The 21,469-nt window shown below is 65.2% G+C and carries 16 protein-coding genes and 1 pseudogene; 10 read left to right on the forward strand and 7 right to left on the reverse strand.

All coding sequences use genetic code 11. The features are described from left to right. Nucleotides 1–297: 297 nt before the first annotated feature. A complete protein-coding gene (locus tag ACZY1I_RS28685; protein WP_463760595.1) occupies nucleotides 298–1,638 on the forward strand; it encodes a lipase family protein in 1,341 nt (446 codons plus the stop codon). Nucleotides 1,639–1,657: 19 nt separating this feature from the next. On the opposite strand, the gene ACZY1I_RS28690 is transcribed toward ACZY1I_RS28685, so the two are convergent. The 3 genes from ACZY1I_RS28690 to bioB form a co-directional block, all read right to left on the reverse strand. Further along, nucleotides 1,658–2,341: a DUF2567 domain-containing protein gene (locus ACZY1I_RS28690; RefSeq protein WP_463760599.1), complete on the reverse strand. Its 684-nt coding sequence runs from the start codon at nucleotides 2,339–2,341 to the stop codon at nucleotides 1,658–1,660. Nucleotides 2,342–2,405: 64 nt separating this feature from the next. After that, nucleotides 2,406–2,633 (reverse strand): biotin synthase auxiliary protein BsaP, encoded by a 228-nt coding sequence (bsaP, locus tag ACZY1I_RS28695; protein WP_463760601.1) that lies wholly within the window; start codon nucleotides 2,631–2,633, stop codon nucleotides 2,406–2,408. Next, on the reverse strand, nucleotides 2,633–3,703 hold the full coding sequence (bioB, locus tag ACZY1I_RS28700; RefSeq protein ID WP_463760604.1) for a biotin synthase BioB: 1,071 nt from the start codon (nucleotides 3,701–3,703) through the stop codon (nucleotides 2,633–2,635). Before bioB ends, bsaP begins: the two co-directional genes overlap by 1 nt. A gap of 493 nt (nucleotides 3,704–4,196) precedes the next feature. Between bioB and ACZY1I_RS28705 the strand changes: the two genes are divergently transcribed. The 5 genes from ACZY1I_RS28705 to ACZY1I_RS28725 all read left to right on the forward strand — a co-directional run bounded on the left by ACZY1I_RS28705 (nucleotide 4,197) and on the right by ACZY1I_RS28725 (nucleotide 11,395). Then, nucleotides 4,197–5,978 carry a hypothetical protein gene (locus ACZY1I_RS28705; protein WP_463760765.1) on the forward strand — a complete coding sequence of 594 codons (1,782 nt, stop codon included), beginning with the start codon at nucleotides 4,197–4,199 and terminating at the stop codon, nucleotides 5,976–5,978. Nucleotides 5,979–5,982: 4 nt separating this feature from the next. Continuing rightward, nucleotides 5,983–6,357, forward strand: coding sequence for a hypothetical protein (locus ACZY1I_RS28710; protein ID WP_463760607.1), 375 nt, complete (start codon nucleotides 5,983–5,985; stop codon nucleotides 6,355–6,357). Beyond that, complete coding sequence (locus tag ACZY1I_RS28715) at nucleotides 6,354–7,730, forward strand: hypothetical protein (protein ID WP_463760611.1); 1,377 nt, start codon at nucleotides 6,354–6,356, stop codon at nucleotides 7,728–7,730. Before ACZY1I_RS28710 ends, ACZY1I_RS28715 begins: the two co-directional genes overlap by 4 nt. 75 nt (nucleotides 7,731–7,805) lie before the next feature. Continuing rightward, the gene (locus ACZY1I_RS28720) at nucleotides 7,806–9,980 is read left to right on the forward strand and encodes an adenylate/guanylate cyclase domain-containing protein (RefSeq protein ID WP_463760613.1); all 2,175 of its coding nucleotides are present in this window, start codon (nucleotides 7,806–7,808) and stop codon (nucleotides 9,978–9,980) included. After that, nucleotides 9,977–11,395, forward strand: a complete 1,419-nt coding sequence (locus ACZY1I_RS28725) for a mechanosensitive ion channel family protein (RefSeq protein ID WP_463760617.1) — start codon at nucleotides 9,977–9,979, stop codon at nucleotides 11,393–11,395. Before ACZY1I_RS28720 ends, ACZY1I_RS28725 begins: the two co-directional genes overlap by 4 nt. Here ACZY1I_RS28725 and ACZY1I_RS28730 read toward each other — a convergent pair. From ACZY1I_RS28730 to ACZY1I_RS28745, 4 genes are read right to left on the reverse strand one after another with little or no spacing between them, the layout of a single operon-like run. Then, nucleotides 11,388–11,918 carry a 2'-5' RNA ligase family protein gene (locus ACZY1I_RS28730; protein ID WP_463760620.1) on the reverse strand — a complete coding sequence of 177 codons (531 nt, stop codon included), beginning with the start codon at nucleotides 11,916–11,918 and terminating at the stop codon, nucleotides 11,388–11,390. The genes ACZY1I_RS28725 and ACZY1I_RS28730 overlap by 8 nt on opposite strands. Then, entirely contained in the window at nucleotides 11,918–12,592 is a 675-nt protein-coding gene (gene bioD / locus ACZY1I_RS28735; RefSeq protein ID WP_463760623.1) for a dethiobiotin synthase, read from the reverse strand. Before bioD ends, ACZY1I_RS28730 begins: the two co-directional genes overlap by 1 nt. Continuing rightward, complete coding sequence (locus tag ACZY1I_RS28740) at nucleotides 12,589–13,758, reverse strand: 8-amino-7-oxononanoate synthase (protein WP_463760626.1); 1,170 nt, start codon at nucleotides 13,756–13,758, stop codon at nucleotides 12,589–12,591. Before ACZY1I_RS28740 ends, bioD begins: the two co-directional genes overlap by 4 nt. Nucleotides 13,759–13,764: 6 nt before the next feature. Continuing rightward, complete coding sequence (locus ACZY1I_RS28745) at nucleotides 13,765–15,078, reverse strand: adenosylmethionine--8-amino-7-oxononanoate transaminase (RefSeq protein WP_463760630.1); 1,314 nt, start codon at nucleotides 15,076–15,078, stop codon at nucleotides 13,765–13,767. Nucleotides 15,079–15,167: 89 nt separating this feature from the next. On the opposite strand from ACZY1I_RS28745, the gene ACZY1I_RS28750 reads away from it, so the two are divergent. From ACZY1I_RS28750 to glgX, 4 genes and pseudogenes are all read left to right on the forward strand, one after another. Beyond that, complete coding sequence (locus ACZY1I_RS28750; protein ID WP_463760634.1) at nucleotides 15,168–15,641, forward strand: hypothetical protein; 474 nt, start codon at nucleotides 15,168–15,170, stop codon at nucleotides 15,639–15,641. A 373-nt stretch (nucleotides 15,642–16,014) separates the two neighbouring features. After that, nucleotides 16,015–16,698: pseudogene (gene ripD, locus ACZY1I_RS28755) on the forward strand (NlpC/P60 family peptidoglycan-binding protein RipD); the annotation flags it as partial. A gap of 380 nt (nucleotides 16,699–17,078) precedes the next feature. Beyond that, complete coding sequence (locus ACZY1I_RS28760; protein ID WP_463760636.1) at nucleotides 17,079–19,223, forward strand: acyltransferase family protein; 2,145 nt, start codon at nucleotides 17,079–17,081, stop codon at nucleotides 19,221–19,223. A gap of 62 nt (nucleotides 19,224–19,285) precedes the next feature. Beyond that, the gene (gene glgX / locus ACZY1I_RS28765) at nucleotides 19,286–21,466 is read left to right on the forward strand and encodes a glycogen debranching protein GlgX (protein WP_463760640.1); all 2,181 of its coding nucleotides are present in this window, start codon (nucleotides 19,286–19,288) and stop codon (nucleotides 21,464–21,466) included. Nucleotides 21,467–21,469 lie beyond the last annotated feature (3 nt).

Below are 21,469 nucleotides of genomic sequence, written 5' to 3' on the forward strand. Positions count from 1 at the left end.
TACTTGTCGGATCCTGGTGTCGGCCCTTACCAGCTTCCTGACCAGCCTGTGCGCTGGCCTGGGGAGCTAATGACGGCCGCCTCGGGCAGCGGCTTCGTGATAAGCACCACGCGGCGCGCTGGTTTCGAGCAGGCGTATGCGGCCTGTACATTGCTTAAGAGATATTTAAGAAAAGGCTGGCGTGTGACAGACGCCGGCACTGAATTGTGACTGGCTGACGACGCCGCCACCCCGCTTGATGGGATTGTGAGCAGTGCGAGGACGCCGCCGTGGACTCGAAACTTGAAGGGAACGTTGATGGTGGAGCTCGCAAAAGCAGTAGGCGCGTCCGGCGCGGATTGGATCGGCCGTCCCCCGCACGAGGCACTGCAACGCAAGGTCCGCCCGCTGATGCCGAAGGATGACCCGTTTTATCAGCCTCCGGCCGGCTTTCAGCACGCCGCACCGGGCACCGTGCTGCGCTCACGCGACGTCGAACTGGCGTTCTTGGGTGTGATTCGCCAGTCCATCACAGCCACCCAACTGCTGTTCCGGACCACGGACGTGAATGGAAACCCGGAAGCAACGGTGACAACGGTCCTCTTGCCGGCCCAATCCGCGCCGGGTAAGACGATTCCGCTGGTTTCCTACCAGTGCGCAATCGACGCCATCTCGTCGCGGTGCTTCCCCTCCTACGCGCTGCGGCGCCGGGCGAAGGCCATTGGATCCTTGACCCAGCTGGAGCTGCTGCTGATCAGCGCCGCCGTCGCCGAGGGTTGGGCGGTCTCAGTTCCTGACCACGAAGGCCTGCACGGACTCTGGGGTGTGCCCTACGAGCCGGGTTACCGCATCCTGGACGGCATCCGGGCAGCACTCAGCTCAGACCAGCTCGGTTTGTCTCCGTCGACGCCGATCGGACTGTGGGGATACTCCGGTGGCGGGTTGGCCAGCGCCTGGGCTGCCGAATTGTGCGGCGATTACGCACCCGAGTTGAACATCGTCGGCGCGGTGCTCGGATCACCCGTCGGCAACCTCGGAAACACCTTCAAGCGACTCAATGGCGGCCTGTTCGCGGGCTTGCCCGCGCTGGTGGTGGCTGCCCTCACCCACGCCTACCCGGATCTCGACGCGGTGATCAAAGAACACGCCAGCGAAGAGGGCCGCGCGGTGCTCGAGAGCCTCGAGACGATGACGACCGCAGGAGCGGTCATCAAGATGGCGAATAAGGACATGGGTGACTTCCTCGACGAACCCCTCGAGGACATTCTGGCCACGCCTGCGGTGTCGCACGTATTCGACAGCACCACACTGGGCGTCGCGGTGCCCGCGCCGCCGGTGCTGATCATCCAGGCCGTGCACGACTACCTGATCGGCGTCGACGACATCGACGCGCTGGCTGATGCCTACTCCGCGGGCGGCGCCGATGTCACCTACCACCGGGACGCGTTCAACGAGCACATGCTGCTGCACCCGCTGTCGGCTCCGATGGCACTGCGCTGGCTCATCGACCGCTTCGCCGAGCGACCGCTGAGCGACCACCTGATCCGGACCAAATGGCCCACCGTGTTCAACCCGATGACCTACGCGGGGATGGCGCGACTCGGCGTGATCGCGGCCAAAGTGATCACCGGCAGAAAGATCCGCCGACGTCCGCTGTGACGTGACGCCCGCCGTGGCGTTATGACCAGGGTGCCGTCGGGCCCGCCGGTAGCGGCACCGGCGGCAGGTCGAAAGACGAATGTGCGCCCAGATCGTCGCGCAACGTGCCGCTGGTGATCAGGGCGTACACCAACGACGCGATACCCGTCGGCACCAGCAGAGTGGCGGCGATCAGCAGCGGCACGTGCCCGAAAAACACCGGCGGGGCCTGCTGCACGTAGGTCAGGGAGTGCTCGCCTGACGACAGCACCACGGTGTTGAAGTCCAACACGCCGTAGCGCAGCCGAACGAGCAAAGCCCCTACGCCGGCCGCCGCCGCAGCCGCGCCGATCATCCCGACGGCGAGCGCGCCGACCATCTCCGGGCCCCGGTGAGCGCGCCACTGCCACGCAGCTACCGCGGCCACCACCGCCACCACGCCCAGCATGCCCAATAACAGAAATGGCGCGATAAAGAAGTTCTGCGATTCGCTGCCGAGGTAGTCGTGTACCCGCTCACCTTTGCGGGAGATGGCCACCACGGCATGAATGGACGGAGCGATCCATGCCCACAGCGCTCCGACCAGCACTCCGGTCGCCACCAACCGGGCGACCACCCTGAGTAGCGCGCTGGTCCGCGCCGCCCGGAGCGGAACTCGGCCGGATCCGACGTCCAGAGCCCCCTGCGATACCCCGCCCGATGCCAGGGACATCCCGTCTTCCACCCGCACTCACCTCCCGATTACGCACGCCCAGCGAGCATAGCGTCGCAAGAGTGCGGCCTGACCTTCAGCGCTGGACGTCCAGTTCCGCCGAATCCACCAGACCGTGCCTCGAACACTTCGCCCACCAGCCATCCGGCCGTACCTGGACGATCATCCGGCGGCCACACGCGGCGCAGAACCGCGGCGGCTCCAACCCCAGCTGAGCCGCGGTAGGCACCGCGGTGCCCGCCTCGTCGCCGGTATACACGTTGTAGACCCCCGCCCCGACCGGATCCGGCAGATCGCGGGCCATTACAGGCTGGCGTTCAGCGCCTTGATCGGCATCTGCAGATCGTCGAGCAGTTCCAGATCCGCTTCCGCGGGCCGGCCCAGGGTGGTCAGATAGTTGCCGACGATCACTGCGTTGATTCCGCCGAGGATTCCCTGCTTGGCGCCTAGGTCACCCAGAGTGATTTCGCGACCGCCGGCGAACCGCAACATGGTCCGCGGCAACGCGAGCCGGAAGGCGCCGACCGCCTTGAGGGCTTCGCTGGCGGGCAACACCTCTAAGTCACCGAACGGTGTGCCCGGCCGCGGGTTGAGGAAGTTCAACGGCACCTCGTCGGGATCGAGCTCGGCCAAATCGGCGGCGAATTCCGCGCGTTGTTCTAGCGTCTCGCCCATGCCGAGGATGCCGCCGCAGCACACCTCCATGCCGGCTTCGCGCACCATCGACAGCGTCTGCCAGCGCTCCTCCCAGGTATGGGTGGTGACGACATTGGTGAAGAACGACCGCGCGGTTTCGAGGTTGTGGTTGTAGCGATGCACACCCATCGCCGCCAGCCGCTCCACCTGCTCGGCGGTCAACATGCCCAGTGAGCAGGCGATCTGGATCTCGACCTCATTGCGAATCGCCTCGATGCCGGCCGCGACCTGAGACAGCAGGCGCTCGTCCGGCCCACGGACCGCGGCCACGATGCAGAATTCTGTCGCGCCGGACTTCGCGGTCTGCTTGGCTGCCTCAACGAGGCTGGGGATGTCCAGCCACGCACTACGTACCGGCGACTTGAAGAGACCCGACTGGGAACAGAAGTGACAATCTTCCGGGCAACCGCCGGTTTTGAGGCTGATGATGCCTTCGACTTCAACTTCGGGGCCGCACCAGCGCATCCGTACTTCGTGGGCCAGCGCCAGCAATTCCTCGAGCCGGTCGTCGGAGAGCTGCAGGACCTGCAGTATCTGGTCTTTCGTCAGTCCCTCGCCGCGCTCCAGTACCTGCTGGCGGGCCACCGCAAGAATGTCGGTCGGAGTGTCCTCGGCTGCAATCCCTTTGAAGCCATCCTGGCCGGCGTCGGTAGTCGGTCGAACTGGTGCTTGAGTCAACGGGCACTCCCCTGCATCGTGATCATTTCCCTGCATCTCAGTCGAATCCGGTGCTTGGCCGGACCAACCGCTGTGTCTCTTCGGTCTCCTCGAGCCGCCTACTCGATGCGGCCTGACCCGAAACGGTGTTCAGGTTAGGGTAACGGTCGCGACGTGTCCCGATGCCTCGTGGGCAGGCTCGGCCGTCGGTCACTGTCGCTGGGGTCGCAGGTCTATGCCGGGGTAAGGCGGGGTAAACAGCCACTATGCGCGTCGACTACATGGCAGACCACGGAATCTGGCTGGCAATTCCCGCGTTTTGTCCCGCGCTAATTGTCGCTGGAGTGGTGTTGTATATAGCTGTGCGCAATCGTCGAACCTCGGACAAAAAGCAGGATTGACCAGCCCTGCTTTTGGGCATCCGTGTTTCGACTTCGTCGGCGGTGCTTAACGGGAGGCGTTCGCGGTGGAACTGACGGTAATTGCGGAGGCTCCTGCGGCGCGCGGCGCCGAACTGGGCCAGGTGATCGGGCTTTCGGTCGCTGCAGCGGTGATATCCCTGGTGATGCTGGCGATCGGGTCGGCCCATCGCACTCACCGCATCAGTTGGCTGGGATCGTTCTCCGATTGGCTGGCAGGCAAGTTCAAACGGCCGGCATGGGTGGCGCTGCCGGTCTTGGTCTACACCTCGTCAATCATCTGCGCCCTGTTCGGATTCATCTGGGATGTCAGCTGGCATATCGGTGAAGGCCGCGACCCCGGGCCGTTGGCGAACCCGGCGCACTACTTCATTATCTTCGGACTGTTCGGGATATTCCTGGGCGGCATGATCGCGATAGTGTTGCCGTTCGACGAGCCCGGTCCCGCACCGGTGCGCATCACCGACAACTGGCACGCGCCGGTCGGCGGCGTGCTGATGGCCGGTTGCGGAACATACGCGCTGATCGGCTTCCCGCTCGACGACATCTGGCACCGCATCTTCGGTCAGGACGTCACCCTGTGGGGTCCGACGCACCTGATGATGATCGGCGGGGCGGGGCTCTCGCTGTTTGCGGTGCTCATGCTGGAGTACGAAGGCGGTCGCGCGCTGCCGGACGCGCCTCCCGAGAAGCCGTTCGTCAGATTCTTGCGCTACCTGTCCTGCGGCGGACTGTTGATCGGTCTGTCGGTATACCAGATCGAATACGACTTCGGCGTCGAGCAGTTCCGCCTATCGCACCATCCGATGCTTATTGCCGGTGTGGCAGCGCTCGGGTTGGTGGTTGCGCGCATGACTTTGGGGAAGGGCGCGGCGGTCATCGCAGCCCTTTTCGCACTCGCGTTGCGCGGGGGCGTCGCGCTCATCGTGGGGCCGATACTAGGGGCTCCCCTCAACTGGTTCCCGCTGTATCTCGGACCGGCGCTGATAGTCGAGATCGTGGCGCTGACTCCCCTGTTCAAGCGTCCGGTTGTGTTCGGTGCGGTCTCCGGACTGCTGGTCGGAACTGTCGGGCTCTGGCTGGAGTCACTGTGGATCGGGGCGGTCTACCACTACCCGTGGCCGGTCACCATGTGGGGCGAAGGCCTGGCCATGGCGGTGCCGGTGGCAGTAGGGATGGGAACCTGCGGTGCACTGACGGGGATGGTGCTGACCGGGCAACGACTGCCTCGCAAGGCGATCAGCGTCTCGGTCGTCGCCGCGACGGTTTTGGTGATCGGTGGCGCGGTGGCAAACGGTCTGCACATCGTCATCCCGAGCAAGAACACCGCGACCATCAATCTGACCGAGTTGCCCAGCGAGCCCGGTAAGCGCATGGTGTCCGCCGACATACAGATCAACCCACCCACCCTGATCAAGGACAATCCGGACTGGGTGTCGGTCACCTCCTGGCAGGGAAAGATGGTGAACAACCGCGGTCTGCTGATCGATCGGCTCGTCAAGGTCGGCCCGGGGCACTATCGCACCACCGAACCGATTCCGGTCTGGGGCTCCTGGAAGACGCTGCTGCGGGTCCAGGACGGCTACACGATGACCGCCGTGCCGATCTATGAGCCGGCCGATGAAGCGATACCGGCCCCTGAGGTGCCGGCTACTGCGTCGATCACCAGACCGTTTGTGCTGGAAAACACCATCCTGCAGCGTGAACGCGATCCCAACGCGCCGGAGTGGCTGTTCACCGCGGGCTCGATTCTGGTGCTGGTCTTCACGCTGATGGTCATCGCCGGCCTGAGCTGGGGTGCCGGACGGATCAACGCTGAGGTGACCAGACCCAAGAAGGTCGAGGAAGAAAAGCATCCTCTGCCCCGGGCGGCCTGACTCGATGGCAGCTCGGACCCGCACCGCTTTGTCGGCGGTGGCGCTGACCTGCGCGCTGGTTGCCTGTGGCGGCAATTCGCCGAGCAATCCGGCCAGCAACTCGACATCGCCGGGCCTGACGATCGACGTCACGATCGCCAATGGCCAGGTGACGCCCACCAATGCCACGCTGCAGGCGAAGGTGAAGGAGCAGATCACCCTGCGGGTGACCAGCGACGCCGCCGATGAGATGCACGTGCACTCCGTCCCCGATCACAAATTCGAGGTCGCCGCCGCGCCTAACCAGACGTTCCAGTTCAGCGTGGACGTGCCGGGCAGGGTCGACGTCGAACTGCACCATCTCAAGAGGACGGTCGCCACCATCCAAGTCCAGCCGTGACCGACGGCAGTCCCGCGTCGGTACTGGCGCATGGCCTGGGCGGGTCGAACGACCTCCCGGTCCCCTATACCTTCGCGCTGATCGGCGCGGCATGGGCGCTGACATTCACCTTCGCGCTGGTGGCGTTCGCGTGGAAGCGGCCTCGCTTCGACCCGGCCAAACCGGGGCGCCCGTTGCCGGACGCGGTGACCGCTCTGGTCGATGCCCGCGTCACCCGCTGGACTGCCGCCGGCCTGGCGCTGGCCTTTGCGACCTGGGTGCTCACGGCCGGGATATTCGGCCCCCAGACGCAGGCGAACGGCCTCCTCGGCGCGTTCTATGTGTTGCTCTGGGTCGGATTGGTTGCGCTATCACTCCTGATCGGGCCGGTGTGGCGGGTGATCTCGCCGGCCCGCACGGTGTATCTGCTGCTTCGGCTTTGCTGCTCGAGAGTCCTGCCGGAACTGAGCCGGCCACGGTTCAGTTATCCCGAAAGCTGGGGATACCGGCCCGCCGCGCTAGGTCTGTTCGCCTTCGTCTGGATGGAGCTGGCCAGCCCCGATTCAGCCTCGCTGACCGGGGTGAAAACGTGGCTGCTGGTTTATACCGTTGCCATGCTGGCCGGAGCGTGGCTGTGCGGACAGCGCTGGCTGGCGCGGGCCGATCCGTTCGGCGTGTACAGCATGGCGGTATCCCGGCTTTCGGTGTTCCGGCGAAATCCCGAGACCGGCAAGATCGTCGTCGGCAATCCGTTCGACCACCTGCCGTCGCTGCCGGTCCGACCAGGTGTGGTGTTAATGCTGGCGGTGCTGCTCGGGTCCACTGCGTTCGACAGCTTCTCGGCATCGCCGACCTGGCGCAATTTCTCGGACGGGGTCGCCCGGAGCACTGCTGGGATACCTGAGGCGCTGACCTCGTCGGGGCTGCGGACGGCGGGCTTGATTCTCTTCATTTCCGTTGTCGCCCTGAGTTTTTCACTTGCCGCACGGGCGACCGGTGGAGTCGATGCGGAACAACGCCGGGCATTGCCCGGCCAGCTGGCGCACTCGCTGATACCCATCGTGGTCGGCTACATTTTCGCGCACTACCTCACCTATCTTGTGGAGCGCGGACAGCAGGCAGTGATCGCGCTGGCCGATCCCCTGGACCTGGGATGGAATCTGCTAGGTCTCGCGCACCTAGAGGTTGCCTACGTGTTGTCGATGCACCCCGCGGTGCTGTCCACCGTCAAGGTGCTCTGCGTGGTGACCGGGCACATCGTTGCGGTGATCGCGGCTCACGATAAGGCACTGCGACTGCTGCCCGAGGACAACCAGCTCACCGGCCAGCTCACCATGATGCTGGTCATGGTCGGCTACACATTCACCGGGCTGTATCTGCTGTTTGGCGGGTAAGCGACCCTGCCGCGGACCGTTGCGGCCGGGATAGGGTCGAATTGCTGGGCAGTTCCTCGTGTGGAAGGAAGTCATTTGGCCTCGCGGCGTTCGACCGAGCCCGTACCCAAGAACGAAGTTCCGCCGGTCCGCAAGGGTTGGCGACGCCGCCCGCGCGTGCTTTCGTGGTTCAGCCTGCAGTCCAAGGTCATGGCGATGCTGTTGAGCGCCAGCCTGATGTCGTTGGGCGTGATCGGGGTGGTCGGATACGTGGCCGCCCGCAACGCTCTGATGCCCGCGGTTTCCGCGCGGATGACCCAGTTGCGTGCGTTGCAGAAGCGGGATATCGAGAGACTCTTTTCCGACCTCGCGAATTCGCTGGTCGTTTACAGTCGCGGATCAACTGCGCTCGAGGCAGTCCAGGCGTTCACGGCGGGTTTCGACCAACTGGCAAATGCGACTATCGACCCGGGGCAGCAACAGGCTCTGGTGACCTACTACAACGACAAACTGATCAAGCCGATCGACAAAGCAACCGGCACCAAGTTGGACCTGGACGCGTTACTGCCGAGCAACAACTCGCAGCGATACCTGCAGGCGCACTACACGGTAACGCCGAACGCCGCCGCGTCGGATGACGCCGGCGACGGCAGCGCCTGGTCTGCAGCGAATGCCCGGTTCAACGACTACTTCCGCGAAATCGCGACCCGCTTCGAGTACCGCGACGCGCTGCTGCTCGATACCCGCGGCAATGTCGTGTACAGCCTGAAAAAGGGTGCAGCGCTCGGCACCAATGCCCTCACCGGACCGTTCCGCGAGTCCAACCTGCGGGGTGCCTACGACAAGGCGCTGGCCGCGAACTCGATCGATTTCGTGTGGATGACCGACTTTGCGCCCTACGCGCCTCAACTCAACGCGCCCACCGCATGGTTGGTGGCACCCATCGGCCCGCCAGGCAAAGCCGCAGGCGTCCTGGCACTTCCGTTGCCGATTTCCAAGGTCAACCGCATCATGACCGCTGACCAGCAATGGGAAGCCAATGGGATGGGAAAGACCGGAGAGACCTATCTCGCCGGTCCCGACAACTTGATGCGGTCGGATTCGCGGCTATTTCTGGAAGATCCGCAGGAGTACAAGACACTGGCGGTCGCGGCAGGCACACCAGCCGCAACCGTGGCCAAGGCGATCAGTTGGCGCGGAACGACATTGGTCCAGCCCGTCGCCACTGCTGCGGTCCGCGCCGCGCAACGCGGACTCACCGGAACCATGATCGACACTGACTACCTCGGTCGTCGGGAATTGGTGGCATATGCCCCGTTGTCTCTACCGAATTCCGACCTGCATTGGTCGATCTTGGCGACCAGGGAAACCGCCGAAGCCAACGCGCAATTCGTGTCAGTCACCCAAACACTGATATTAGCAACGGCAGCAATGGTTTTCGCCATCTGCGTGGGCGCACTGCTGGTGGCCCAGGTATTCGTGCGGCCGATCCGACGGCTGCAGGCCGGCACCCAGGAAGTCAGCGCCGGCAACTACGACGTCGTTGTCCCGGTGACATCGCGTGACGAAATCGGCGACCTCACCGACGCATTCAACGATATGAGTCGCAATTTGCGAATCAAAGAAGATCTGCTGACCGAACAGCGCAAGGAAAACGACCGCCTGCTCGGCTCATTGATGCCCGAATCGGTGGCGCAGCGTTACCGGGATGGCGAAGAAACCATTTCTCAGGAGCACCAAGATGTCACCGTCGTCTTCGCCGACTTCGTCGGACTCGACGATATTTCCAACAATCTTTCTGGCGAGGAGTTGGTGGGCATCGTCGATGACCTGATCCAGGAACTCGACTCCGCCGCAGAAGCCCTTGGCGTCGAACCGATGCGCACACTGCACAACGGCTACCTCGCCAGCTGTGGGTTGAACTTTCCGCGCCTGGACAGCGTGCACCGCACCGTTGAATTCGCCCTCGAAATGCAGAGCATCATCGAGCGGTTCAACAGCAAGACGGGCCACCACCTGGCGCTGCGCGCCGGCGTCAACACTGGCAACGTCACCAGTGGGCTGGTTGGGCGGTCGAACATGGTGTACGACATGTGGGGCGCAGCGGTTCACCTGGCCCACCAGATGCGCGGCAGCACAAACCATTCGGGGATCTACGTCACCTCACCGGTATACGAGGTGATGCGCGACATTCGGCAATTCACACTGGTGGGCAGCATCACCGTCGACGGCACCGATCAGCAGATCTGGCAGTTGTCGGAGGACCGGTGAACAGCCTCGACGTGCCATCGCTCTGGTGGGCCGCCGCTTTGGTGGTCGGACTGCCGCTGCTGCTGATCGGACTCACCGAGTGGCACCACAGTCTCGCCCGCAAGAAGAGTCCGCTTTCGCGGCCCGTCCTGCTGCTGCGCAGCTATCTGATTCCACTCGGCGCACTGCTGGTACTGCTCGTTCAAGTGGCGAGGATGCCGGCCGAGTTCACCTCGGTGCGGCTGCTCGGTACGGTGTTCGGCTTCGTGCTGCTGGTGTCGTTACTGGCCGGCCTCAACGCGACGGTGTTCGAGGGCGCGCCGCAGGGATCCTGGCGCCAGCGAGTGCCGGCCATCTTCCTCGACGTGACCCGATTCTTGATGATCGGTGTGGGTCTGGCGGCGATCCTGTCGTTCGTCTGGGGTGTGCGCGTCGGCGGGATATTCACCGCGCTGGGCGTGACGTCGGTGGTCATCGGCCTGATGCTGCAGAATTCCGTCGGCCAGATCGTGTCTGGCCTGTTCATGCTGTTCGAGCAACCTTTCCGCATCGGCGACTGGCTGGATACCCCCGCCGCGAGCGGCCGGATCGTGGAGGCGAACTGGCGTGCCGTCCACATCCAAACCGGTCGCGGACTGCAGATAACGCCGAACTCGGTGCTCGCCACAACCTCGTTCACCAATCTCAGTCGTTCGCCCGCCGGGCACGTCCTGGTGATCACCACCACCTTCTCGGCCGACGATCCTCCGAACCAGGTGTGCGCACTGCTGACCCGGATCGCTAACGCCCTGCCACAGCGCAAGATCGACGGAGCGACCACGGCGAGACCGACCGGCAGCGGCGAATATCGGCTCACCGTCACACTGAAATCGCCGGCTGATGACTCCGCGGCGCAAGGCACATTCTTGAGCTGGCTCTGGTACGCCGCCCGCCGTGAAGGTCTTCATCTCGACGGCAAGGACGACGACTTCTCAACGGCTGAGCGTGTCGAGACGGCGCTGCGGACCGTCGCGGCGCCCGCACTGCGGCTGAGCCGGACGGATCAGCAGGTGCTGGAACCGCACGCCCGGATCGTTCGGTACGCGGCGGACGAAATCGTCGAACGCGCAGGGGAAGTGCCGACCCAGATCACGTTCCTGGTCGAGGGCAGCGTGCGATTGACCGCGGTATTTCGAGGCGAGCCGACGGTGGTGGTCGGCACGCTGGACGAAGGCTCATTCCTCGGGGTGACAGCGCTGACCCGCCAACCCAACCTGACCGACGCACACGCCGTCGGAGAAGTGACCGCGCTGCAGATCGAGCGCGCTCACCTGGTCGACCTCGTCATGGGCAAACCGCTGTTGCTGCAGGACTTGGGCCGTACCGTCGACGAGCGGCACGCCCGGGTGGACCAGGCCCTCGAGCAGGTCAAGGGCGCGCCAGCTCACTTCAGCTGAGCGTGTGCTCCACCCGCTGGTCGCCGTCCCAGCGGCGCATTCCGGCGAAGCGACCTTCGAACTGCACCGGAAGTTCGGTGGTGGCCAGCGCCTGCCCCAGATGGTCACCGGCCACCCGGCGGGCCAGCGTGACGTGCGCGGTCCACTGACCGGGCAAGCTGTTGGGCATCGGTTCCGGCACCAGGTGCGAACCGCACAATCGGTGCACCTTGGCGTGCAACTCCAGCAATTCCCGGGACGGCACCACCAGTCGGGTGAGCACCACCTCGCCGGGTTTGCGGCCCCGGCCGAACAACACGGGCGCACCGATCACACAGCGCAGCGGCAGTTGCTGAACCACCGGCGCAAGGAGCTCGTCGACGTCGGCGTCGATCCGTCGAGCCACGGCCACGGTCACGTGCGGACGACCGGGCGGAATCCGCACGGCAGTGCCGTCTTTATTCAGTGCGGCAAGCTCATCCCACATCCGCCGGAGCGTTGCCTCGGTGACGGGGTCGAAGAGCAGCTCAATCGAGTGCACCATCAGCGCACCAACGCCGTGACCCAGTCCCGGTTGAACGCCGCCGCACTGATGGCCCCGAAGTCCGTGTCCGCCGCCGCTCCGGCGGGCAACAGAGCCCGGACCGGAGCCATTCCGTCCAGCGCCGAACGGTTCGAGATCTGCACCGGTCCGGGCTCTGCCGGCCAGCTGCCGATCACCAGTCCGGCGCAGGTGACACCTTTGGCGGCGAGAGCTTCCAACGTCAGTGCGGTGTGGTTGAGGGTGCCCAGGCCGGCGCTCACCACCACCAGCGCCTCGGCCTCGAGGTCGACGGCCAGATCACGCAAGGTGACTCCCCCGGCCGCGAGCTCGACCAACAGCCCGCCGGCGCCTTCGACGAGGGTCAATCGTCCAGCGCGGTCCACCCCCCGGATCAGCTGCAGCACCTGATCCCGGGTCGGCAAGTCCAGCCCGGCGCGCTCGGCCGCCGCCGCCGGTGACATCGGCATCGGGTAGCGCGCCAGCCCGGCGAGCTCGGTTACCCCGGAGAGTCGGCGCACCTCGGCCAGGTCGTCGTCGCCATCCTGAATGCCGGTCTGAGCGGGCTTGCACACCGACACATCGATGCCGGCTTGACGAGCGTGCGACGCCAGCGCGGCGGTCGCGACCGTCTTTCCGACGCCGGTATCCGTGCCGGTGACGATCAGGACGGTCAAGCGCGCGCCTGGGCGGGACCGCCAAGCACTCCGGTGAGCACCCGCCGCGCCAGGTCGAGTTCCTCGGCGCTCAGCGATGCGCGTGCGGTCAGTCTCAGTCGGGACGTTCCGGCGGGCACGGTCGGTGGCCGGAAGCAACCGACCTTGACGCCGGCTTCCAGGCACGCCGTCGCCGCCGCCAGCGCGACCTCCGGGTCACCGAGGATCACCGACACCACCGCGGACTGAGGGACCTGCGGGACGTCGCACACCCGGGCCAGTTCCGCGGCGTGTGCGAGTACCACGTCCGGGCGCCACGTCTCGGTCTTGAGCAGCCGCAATGCCGCGAGCGCGGCACCAACTGCGGCCGGCGCCAGCCCGGTGTCGAAGATGAACGGCCGCGCCGCGTCGATCAGGTGTGCCCGCACCTCGGCCGGTCCGAGCACCACACCTCCCTGGCTGCCGAGCGCCTTGGACAGCGTCGTCGTCATCACCACATCGGGCGCGCCGGCCAGCCCGACTTCGTGCAACAGTCCACGGCCGGCACCACGAACGCCGAGACCGTGTGCCTCGTCGACGATCAGCAACGCACGATGGCGACGGCACACGTCGTGCAGTTCCCGAAGCGGAGCCAACGCCCCGTCGGCACTGAAGACCGAGTCGGTGACGACGACGGCACGTTCTTCCTCGCGTGCCGCCAAGGCCGCCTCGACGGCACCGACATTGCGATTAGGGGTGACCACCACCCGCGCCCGGGACAGGCGGCAGGCGTCCACCAGGGATGCATGCGAATAGGCGTCGGACACCAATAACGATCCCGCGCCGGACAAGCTGACAACCGCTCCGAGGTTGGCGGTGTAGCCCGAAGAAAACACCAGCCCGGCAGCCGCACCCACGTAGTCGGCGAGTTCGGCCTCGAACTGCTCATGCAGTTCGGTGTTCCCGGTGACCAGGCGCGATCCGGTGGCACCCGCACCCCAGACCCGCAGCGCCTGGACGCCGCCGTCGATCACGTCGGGGTGTTGTGACAGACCAAGGTAGTCATTGGAGGCCAGGTCGAGTTCGGTGCTGACCGCGGACCGGGTTCGCAGCGAGCGGCGCAGTCCGGCCTCGCGGCGCTGCAACTCCACCGCTTCCAGCCAGGCCAGCGGCGACGTCTCAGTGGGTATTTGCGCGGGCCCCTTCATAGCTGCTCAGCCTACGAGTCGCGCGACCTGCACCATCGCCGAGGTGATCTGTGCGATCTCGGCGAAGCCACAGACGTAGGGCGGCATCGCGTAAACCAGGTTGCGGAACGGCCGCAACCAGACGCCGCAGTCCAGCGCCGCGGGGGTGGCGATGGCCAGATCTACCGGCCGGTCGCATTCGATGACGCCGATGCCCCCGCACACCCGCACGTCGCTCACGTGCGGCAGTGCGCGGGCAGGTTCCAAACCGGCGATCAACCCGGCGGAGATCTCGGCGATCCGCGCGCGCCAGTCCTGGCCGAGCAGCAGTTCGACGCTGGCCACCGACACCGCGCAGGCCAGCGGATTGGCCATGAATGTCGGCCCGTGCATGAGCGCACCCGCCGTACCGGCGCTGATGGTGTGGGCGATGTGGGTGGTGCACAGAGTCGCGGCCATGCTGAGGTAACCGCCGGTGAGCGCCTTGCCGACGCACATGATGTCCGGACTCACCCCCGCGTGATCCGCGGCGAACAGTTCGCCGGTACGGCCGAATCCGGTCGCGATCTCGTCGAAAATCAGCAGCACCTGGTGGCGACTGCAGATGTCACGCAGATCGGCCAGATAGCGCGGGTCGTGAAAGCGCATCCCGCCGGCGCCCTGCACGACGGGCTCGACGACCACGGCGGCCAGCTCGGCAGCGTGCCCGGCCAGTTGATCCTCGAAGGCCGCGCTGTAGGCGGGGTCGTACTCGCGCGGCACCTGCGGGGCGAACACCTGAGCGGCCAGGATGTCGGTCCACAGCGAGTGCATGCCGCCGTCCGGGTCGCAGACACTCATCGGCGTGAACGTGTCGCCGTGATAGCCGCCGCGCCACGTCATCAACCGGTGTTTGGCGGGCCGGCCCAAGCTGCGCCAGTACTGCAGCGCCATCTTCACCGCGACTTCTACCGAAACCGACCCCGAGTCGCTGAAGAACACCGTCTCCAGGCCTGCCGGGGTGATCTCAACCAGTAACTGGGCCAACCGGGCAGCCGGCTCATGGGTCAGACCACCGAACATGACGTGGTTCATCGTGCTCAACTGGGCAGTCATCGCGGCATCGAGGACCGGATGGCCGTGACCGTGAATCGCGGTCCACCAGGAGCTCATCGCATCGAGCACCTCGACCTGGCCGCCGTCCCGGATCAGGGTCAGCCAGGCACCACGAGCCGCAACCGCCACCACGGGAGGTATCGCTTCGCTGCCGATGGTGCTGTACGGGTGCCAGAGGTGGGCGGCGTCGATTCTGCTGATCTCCGCGGGCGTCAACCCGGGTCCCAATGCTCCGGGGACGGCCATGAAGATCGACAATAATCCAGGGGTGCAGGGGTGCCCGTGTCCACGCTCTCGGTCGCAGAATCTCCGGCAATCGGGGAGCATTAACCGTCATGGCCTCGCCACAGCAGTCCGAGCTACCTGAATCCGACCCGCAGAGCCCCGCCGATCCAACACCGGAGGGTGTCGAGTCCCAGCGGGACGAAGCCGAGGTCGAGGAGTACGTGCCGCGAGTAATCCGGCTGCGGTTGGCGCCCTGGGATGTGGTCAGCACCATCGTGCTGCTGCTTGCGCTGCTCTACCTCGTCACGATGACCGGTTGGACGACGCGACTGTGGGCCTTCACCGACAACTTGTGCACGGGCGAGGAGTGCGCGCCGGTGCCGTTCGGCATCAACTACTACATCTACCCGTTGATGTGGGGCGGCATCGGCGCGGCTTTCACCGCCGCCATCCTCGGCCCCTTCGTCTCGCTGCTCAAAGGCTGGTTCATGTACTTCTGGCCGATCGTCTCGGTCGGGGTCCTCACGCTCGCCTCAGCATTCGGTGCCGCCGCCACGGCGTTCAGTCAGCGGTACTGGATCTGATCTCGCTCTGATATCGCCGGGCCGCCGTTCGGCGCCCCCATCGGCCTGGTGATTCAGGTCACGCGTCGGCAACGTTTGTGAGACCGAAATCACAACTGCCATCACGATTTTGACCCTTCCCATCTCCGTCCGGTCACGTTCCGAAGAAGAATTCTTCGAGCATCTGGCGGTCACTTATCTCTGTTGTCAAAGTGTCTGTAGTGACTGGTGTGAATTGGTTGGTTTAGCCGATCGATTCGCCTACCAAGTGTCATCCAGCGACGCGAGGCCCCGATGCGGCGGCCGGCGCGTTCGGTGGAACGGCAGCGGACGCGCGCGGTCACCGCGCTGATGCACAGAGGGGCCGACAAGGCCCCAGGAGGTGAAGGAACCCATGAAACGCGTCTACGCCTTTGCGATCGGTCTGGGCATGTTGGTGGCGCCAATGGTGACCGCCATTACGACGGCGGAGGTGGCATCCGCAGACCCCTACACCCGGGCATCCGACTACCAGCAGGTCACCGACACGGTGATCGCACGCGGCCTTGCGCAGCGCGGCGTGCCCTTCTCCTGGGCCGGCGGCGGCGTCACCGGCCCCACCCGCGGCACCGGCTCGGGCATCAACATCGTCGGATTCGATGCTTCGGGACTGATGCAGTACGCCTACGCCGGCGCCGGACTCAAGTTGCCGCGTTCCTCCGGCCAGATGTACCGGGTCGGCGAGAAGGTCGCGCCAGCGCAAGCGCGCAAGGGCGACCTGATCTTCTACGGTCCAGAAGGCACCCAGAGCGTCGCGATGTACCTCGGGAACGGACAGATGCTGGAGGTGGGCGACGTCGTCCAGGTCTCACCGGTGCGGAGCAGCAACATGACGCCCTACCTGGTCCGGATCCTCGGCGCCCAGACGGCACCCGCTGCACCGGCCCCCGCGCAGACCGCCCCGGCCCAGACCGCCCCCGGCCAGACGGCCCCGGCCCAAACGGCCCCGGGCCAGACGGCCCCGGGCCAGACGGCGCCCGCACAGCAAGCGCCGTTACAGCAGGTCCCCGGCCAGCAGGCGCCGCTGCAGCAGGTCCCGGGCCAGCAGGCTCCCGTCCAGCAGGCCCCGATGCAGCAGATGCAACTGCCTGGTCAGCAGGTGCCGGCGCAGGTGCCAGGCCAGCAAGCACCGGCGCAGGTGCCAGGCCAGGCAACGTTGCAGGCGCCCGGTCAGCAGCCACCGCTGCAGATTCCCGGCCAGCAGGCACCGCTGCTTCAGGTGCCCGCCCAGCAGGCACCCGCGCAGCTGGCACCCGCACCGCCGCTGCAGCTGGTGCCGGTGCAACCGGCTCCCGTGGGTGGCGCGCCTCGGTAGCCGCCCGAAGTCTCCGACAAGAGAACCCCTCTTGCTCCCTCGCCGAGCGGCAACAGCCGCTCCAACAGGGAGCAAGAGGGGTTTTTGGGTAAATTGACGGTGACATGCAAACCCTGGCACCAAGCACCGACACCGGATCGGGCGGAATGGGGACCCGGACTTCGGGTTTCTACCGCCACGATCTCGACGGGCTGCGCGGGATCGCCATCGCGCTGGTCGCCGTGTTTCATGTCTGGTTCGGCCGGGTCTCCGGCGGCGTCGACGTGTTCCTGGCACTGTCCGGGTTCTTCTTCGGCGGCAAGATGCTTCGTGCCACGCTCGGCGCGAAGCTCTCCCCGTTGACCGAACTGGTCCGACTCGTACGCCGCCTGGTCCCGGCTCTGGTCGTCGTCCTCGCCGCGTGCGCGCTGCTCACCATTTTGATCCAGCCCGAGACCCGCTGGGAGACGTTCGCCGACCAGAGTCTGGCCAGCCTCGGCTATTACCAGAACTGGGAACTGGCCAACTCGGCCGCGGACTACCTGCGCGCGGGCGAGGCGGTCAGCCCGCTGCAACACATCTGGTCCATGTCTGTGCAGGGCCAGTTCTACGTGTCGTTCCTGGTGCTGGTCGCCGGATGCGGCTTCCTGTTCCGGCGCTTGCTGGGCAAGCACCTGCGCACGCTGTTCGTGGTGCTGCTCGGCGCGTTGACGGTGGCGTCGTTCGTCTACGCGATCGGCGCCCATCAGACCTACCAGGCGACCGCGTACTACAACACCTTTGCGCGGGGCTGGGAGCTGTTATTGGGTGCGCTGGTGGGCGCGCTGGTGCCGTACGTACGCTGGCCGCTTTGGCTACGCACGGTCTTGGCAACCGTGGCGCTGGCTGCCGTGTTGTGCTGCGGCGCGCTGATCGACGGTGTCAAGGAATTCCCCGGCCCGTGGGCTCTGGTCCCGGTGGGCGCCGCGATGCTGATGATCCTGGCCGGCGCCAACGTGCAGCGTGACAGCAGCACCGCCGACCGGATGCCGTTGCCCAACCGGATCCTGGCGGTCGGACCACTGGTGACACTCGGCGCGATGGCCTACTCCCTGTACTTGTGGCATTGGCCGCTGCTGATCTTCTGGCTCTCCTACACCGGTCACAAGCACGCCAACTTCATCGAGGGACTGGGTGTTCTACTGGTGTCCGGCGCGCTGGCGTACCTGACCATGCGTCACGTCGAAGATCCACTGCGGTACCGCGCCTCAGCCCAACCTGCCGCACCCATCCCCTGGCGGATGCGGTTGCGGGTCCAATTAAGAAGACCGACGATTGCGCTGGGATCGGTAGTCGCCCTGCTGGGTGTCACGCTGACCGCAACATCGTTCACCTGGCGTGAGCACCTCGTCGCCGAACGCGCCGGCGGGAAGGAGTTGAGTGGGCTCAGCTCAGTCGACTACCCCGGTGCCCGCGCGCTGACCAACCAGGTGCGGGTGCCAAGTCTGCGCATGCGGCCCACCGTGTTGGAGGTCAAAGAGGACCTCCCCGCCTCCACCCGGGATGGCTGTATCAGCGATTTCGTCAACCCGGCAGTGGTGAATTGCACCTACGGCGACGACGACGCTCCCCGGACGATCGCCCTGGCCGGCGGTTCGCATGCCGAGCACTGGCTGCCGGCACTGGACCTGCTGGGCCGACTGCACCACTTCAGGGTGGTCACCTACCTCAAGATGGGCTGCGCGCTGTCCACCGAGCAGGTGCCGCTGATCATGGGCAACAACGCGCCCTACCCGCAGTGCCGCGAATGGGTGGAGACGACGATGGCCAAACTGGTCACCGACCGACCCGACTATGTGTTCACCACCTCGACCCGCCCGTGGAACATCAAGGCCGGCGACGTGATGCCGGCAACCTACATCGGCATCTGGCAGACGTTGTCCGACAACAACATTCCGATCCTGGCCATCCGGGATACGCCGTGGCTGGTCAAGGACGGCCAGCCGTTCAATGCCGCCGACTGCCTGGCCAAGAACGGCACCGCGGAGACCTGCGCCATCAAGCGCTCGGAACTGCTGTCGGACCACAACACCACGCTGGATTTCATCGCACAGTTCCCGCTGCTCAAGCCACTCGACGTCTCCGACGCGATATGCCGTCCGGACATGTGTCGCCCGGTCGAGGGAAATGTGCTGATCTACCGGGATCCACATCATCTGACGCCGACCTTTATGCGAACCCTGGCACCCGAGCTCGGCCGGCAGATCGCGGCGATCACCGGATGGTGGTAGCGGCCGGGTAACACCTACCGCTCGACACTCCGACGACCACCGGGCACCGTTAAGGTCTAGTGATGTCGTCAGCCGAGAGTGCATACGACGGAGCCGACACCTCGCCCTCGCTGGCGCTGGTGTGGCCCGGAACGCCATATCCGCTCGGGGCCACGTACGACGGTGCCGGCACCAATTTTTCGCTGTTCTCCGAAATTGCCGACAAGGTCGAATTGTGTCTGATCGCACGCGACGGTACCGAAGCCAGAATCAATCTCGAGGAAGTCGACGGCTACATCTGGCATTGCTATCTACCCACCATCACTCCCGGCCAGCGCTACGGGTTTCGGGTACACGGACCGTTCAACCCGGAGGCGGGACATCGGTGCGATCCGAGTAAACTATTGCTCGACCCGTACGGTAAGTCCTTCGTCGGCGACTTCGACTTCAGTCAGGCGCTGTTCTCCTACGACCTCGAGGTCGCAGCCGAAAACCCCTCGGAGACCGGCACTCCTCCGATGATCGACTCACTCGGACACACCATGACCAGCGTGGTGATCAACCCGTTCTTCGATTGGGGATCAGACCGCGCACCCCGCACCCCGTACCACGAGACCATCATCTACGAGGCGCACGTCAAGGGCATGACCCAGACCCATCCCGGCATTCCGCAGGAACTGCGCGGCACCTACGGCGGGCTCGCACACCCGGTGATCATCGAGCATCTGAAGTCGTTGAATGTCACCGCGATCGAACTGATGCCGGTCCACCAATTCCTGCATGATCACCGGCTGCTGGATCTGGGACTGCGAAACTACTGGGGCTACAACACGTTTGGATTCCTGGCCCCGCACTACCAGTACGCGGGGACACGCAGGCCCGGCGGTGCCGTCGCCGAATTCAAGTCGATGGTGCGGGCCTTCCACGAAGCCGGTATCGAGGTCATCCTCGACGTGGTTTACAACCACACCGCCGAGGGCAATCAACTCGGTCCGACGATCAACTTCCGCGGCATCGATAACGCCGCCTACTACCGTCTGGTGGACGGAGACCTGCGGCACTATAAGGACTTCACCGGCACCGGCAACAGTCTCAACGTCCGCCACCCGCACACCCTGCAACTGATCATGGATTCGCTGCGCTACTGGGTGCTCGAGATGCACGTCGACGGGTTCCGTTTCGACCTCGCGTCCACCTTGGCCCGCGAGTTCTACGACGTGGACCGGCTTTCGGCGTTTTTCGACCTGGTCCAGCAGGATCCGGTCGTCAGCCAGGTCAAGTTGATCGCCGAACCCTGGGATGTCGGCGAGGGCGGCTATCAGGTCGGCAACTTTCCAGGTTTGTGGACCGAGTGGAACGGGAAATACCGCGACACTGTGCGCGACTACTGGCGGGGGGAACCCGCGACCCTGGGCGAGTTCGCCTCTCGACTGACCGGATCGTCGGACCTCTACGAGGCGACCGGGCGGCGTCCCAGCGCCAGCATCAATTTCGTCATCGCCCATGACGGTTTCACGCTGCACGACCTGGTGTCCTACAACGAGAAGCACAACCAGGCCAACGGCGAAGAGAACCGCGACGGCGAAAGCCACAACCGGTCCTGGAACTGCGGCGTCGAGGGCCCCACCGACGATCCCGACATCACCGCACTGCGCTGCCAACAGATGCGCAACTTCTGGGTGACTCTGATGGTCAGCCAGGGCACTCCGATGATCTCCCACGGCGACGAGGTCGGACGAACTCAGTTGGGCAACAACAACGTTTACTGCCAGGACTCCGAATTGTCCTGGATGGATTGGTCGTTGATCGAGAAGAACCCCGATCAGCTGGCTTTCGCCCGCAAAGTGACCGAGCTGCGCAAGAAACACCCGGTGTTTCGTCGTCGCCGGTTCCTGAAAGGTCAGCCGGTGCGCAGCGGGGCCGAAGTGCACGACATCGCCTGGCTGACACCGTCTGGTCAGCAGATGACGGCGCAGGACTGGGACAACGACTTCGGTAAGAGCATCGCGGTTTTTCTCAACGGTCAGGCCCTGCCCGAGCCGAATCGGCGCGGCGAGCGCATCGTCGACGATTCGTTCCTGCTGTGCTTCAACGCCCACGACCAGGCGGTCACCTTCGTCATGCCCGAAGCCGGATACGCGCGGCAGTGGACGGTGGAGCTGAACACCACCATCCCCAATGGCATTGACCAGCGGGTCATCGACCCGGGTGACGAGGTCTCGCTGCCCGGACGTTCCGTCCTCGTCCTACGCAAGACGTTGTGATAC

Source organism: Mycobacterium sp. IDUB_37, from assembly GCF_055419245.1.

Bases quoted from the DNA above. Each gene is read 5' to 3' on its own strand.
- ACZY1I_RS28730 (WP_463760620.1), bottom strand. From the start codon at position 11,918: ATGGTGCACTCGATTGAGCTGCTCTTCGACCCCGTCACCGAGGCAACG.
- ACZY1I_RS28760 (WP_463760636.1), top strand. From the start codon at position 17,079: ATGCAAACCCTGGCACCAAGCACCGACACCGGATCGGGCGGAATGGGG.
- ACZY1I_RS28745 (WP_463760630.1), bottom strand. From the start codon at position 15,078: ATGGCCGTCCCCGGAGCATTGGGACCCGGGTTGACGCCCGCGGAGATC.
- ACZY1I_RS28685 (WP_463760595.1), top strand. From the start codon at position 298: ATGGTGGAGCTCGCAAAAGCAGTAGGCGCGTCCGGCGCGGATTGGATC.
- ACZY1I_RS28710 (WP_463760607.1), top strand. From the start codon at position 5,983: ATGGCAGCTCGGACCCGCACCGCTTTGTCGGCGGTGGCGCTGACCTGC.
- bsaP (WP_463760601.1), bottom strand. From the start codon at position 2,633: ATGGCCCGCGATCTGCCGGATCCGGTCGGGGCGGGGGTCTACAACGTG.
- ACZY1I_RS28740 (WP_463760626.1), bottom strand. From the start codon at position 13,758: ATGAAGGGGCCCGCGCAAATACCCACTGAGACGTCGCCGCTGGCCTGG.
- ACZY1I_RS28750 (WP_463760634.1), top strand. From the start codon at position 15,168: ATGGCCTCGCCACAGCAGTCCGAGCTACCTGAATCCGACCCGCAGAGC.
- glgX (WP_463760640.1), top strand. From the start codon at position 19,286: ATGTCGTCAGCCGAGAGTGCATACGACGGAGCCGACACCTCGCCCTCG.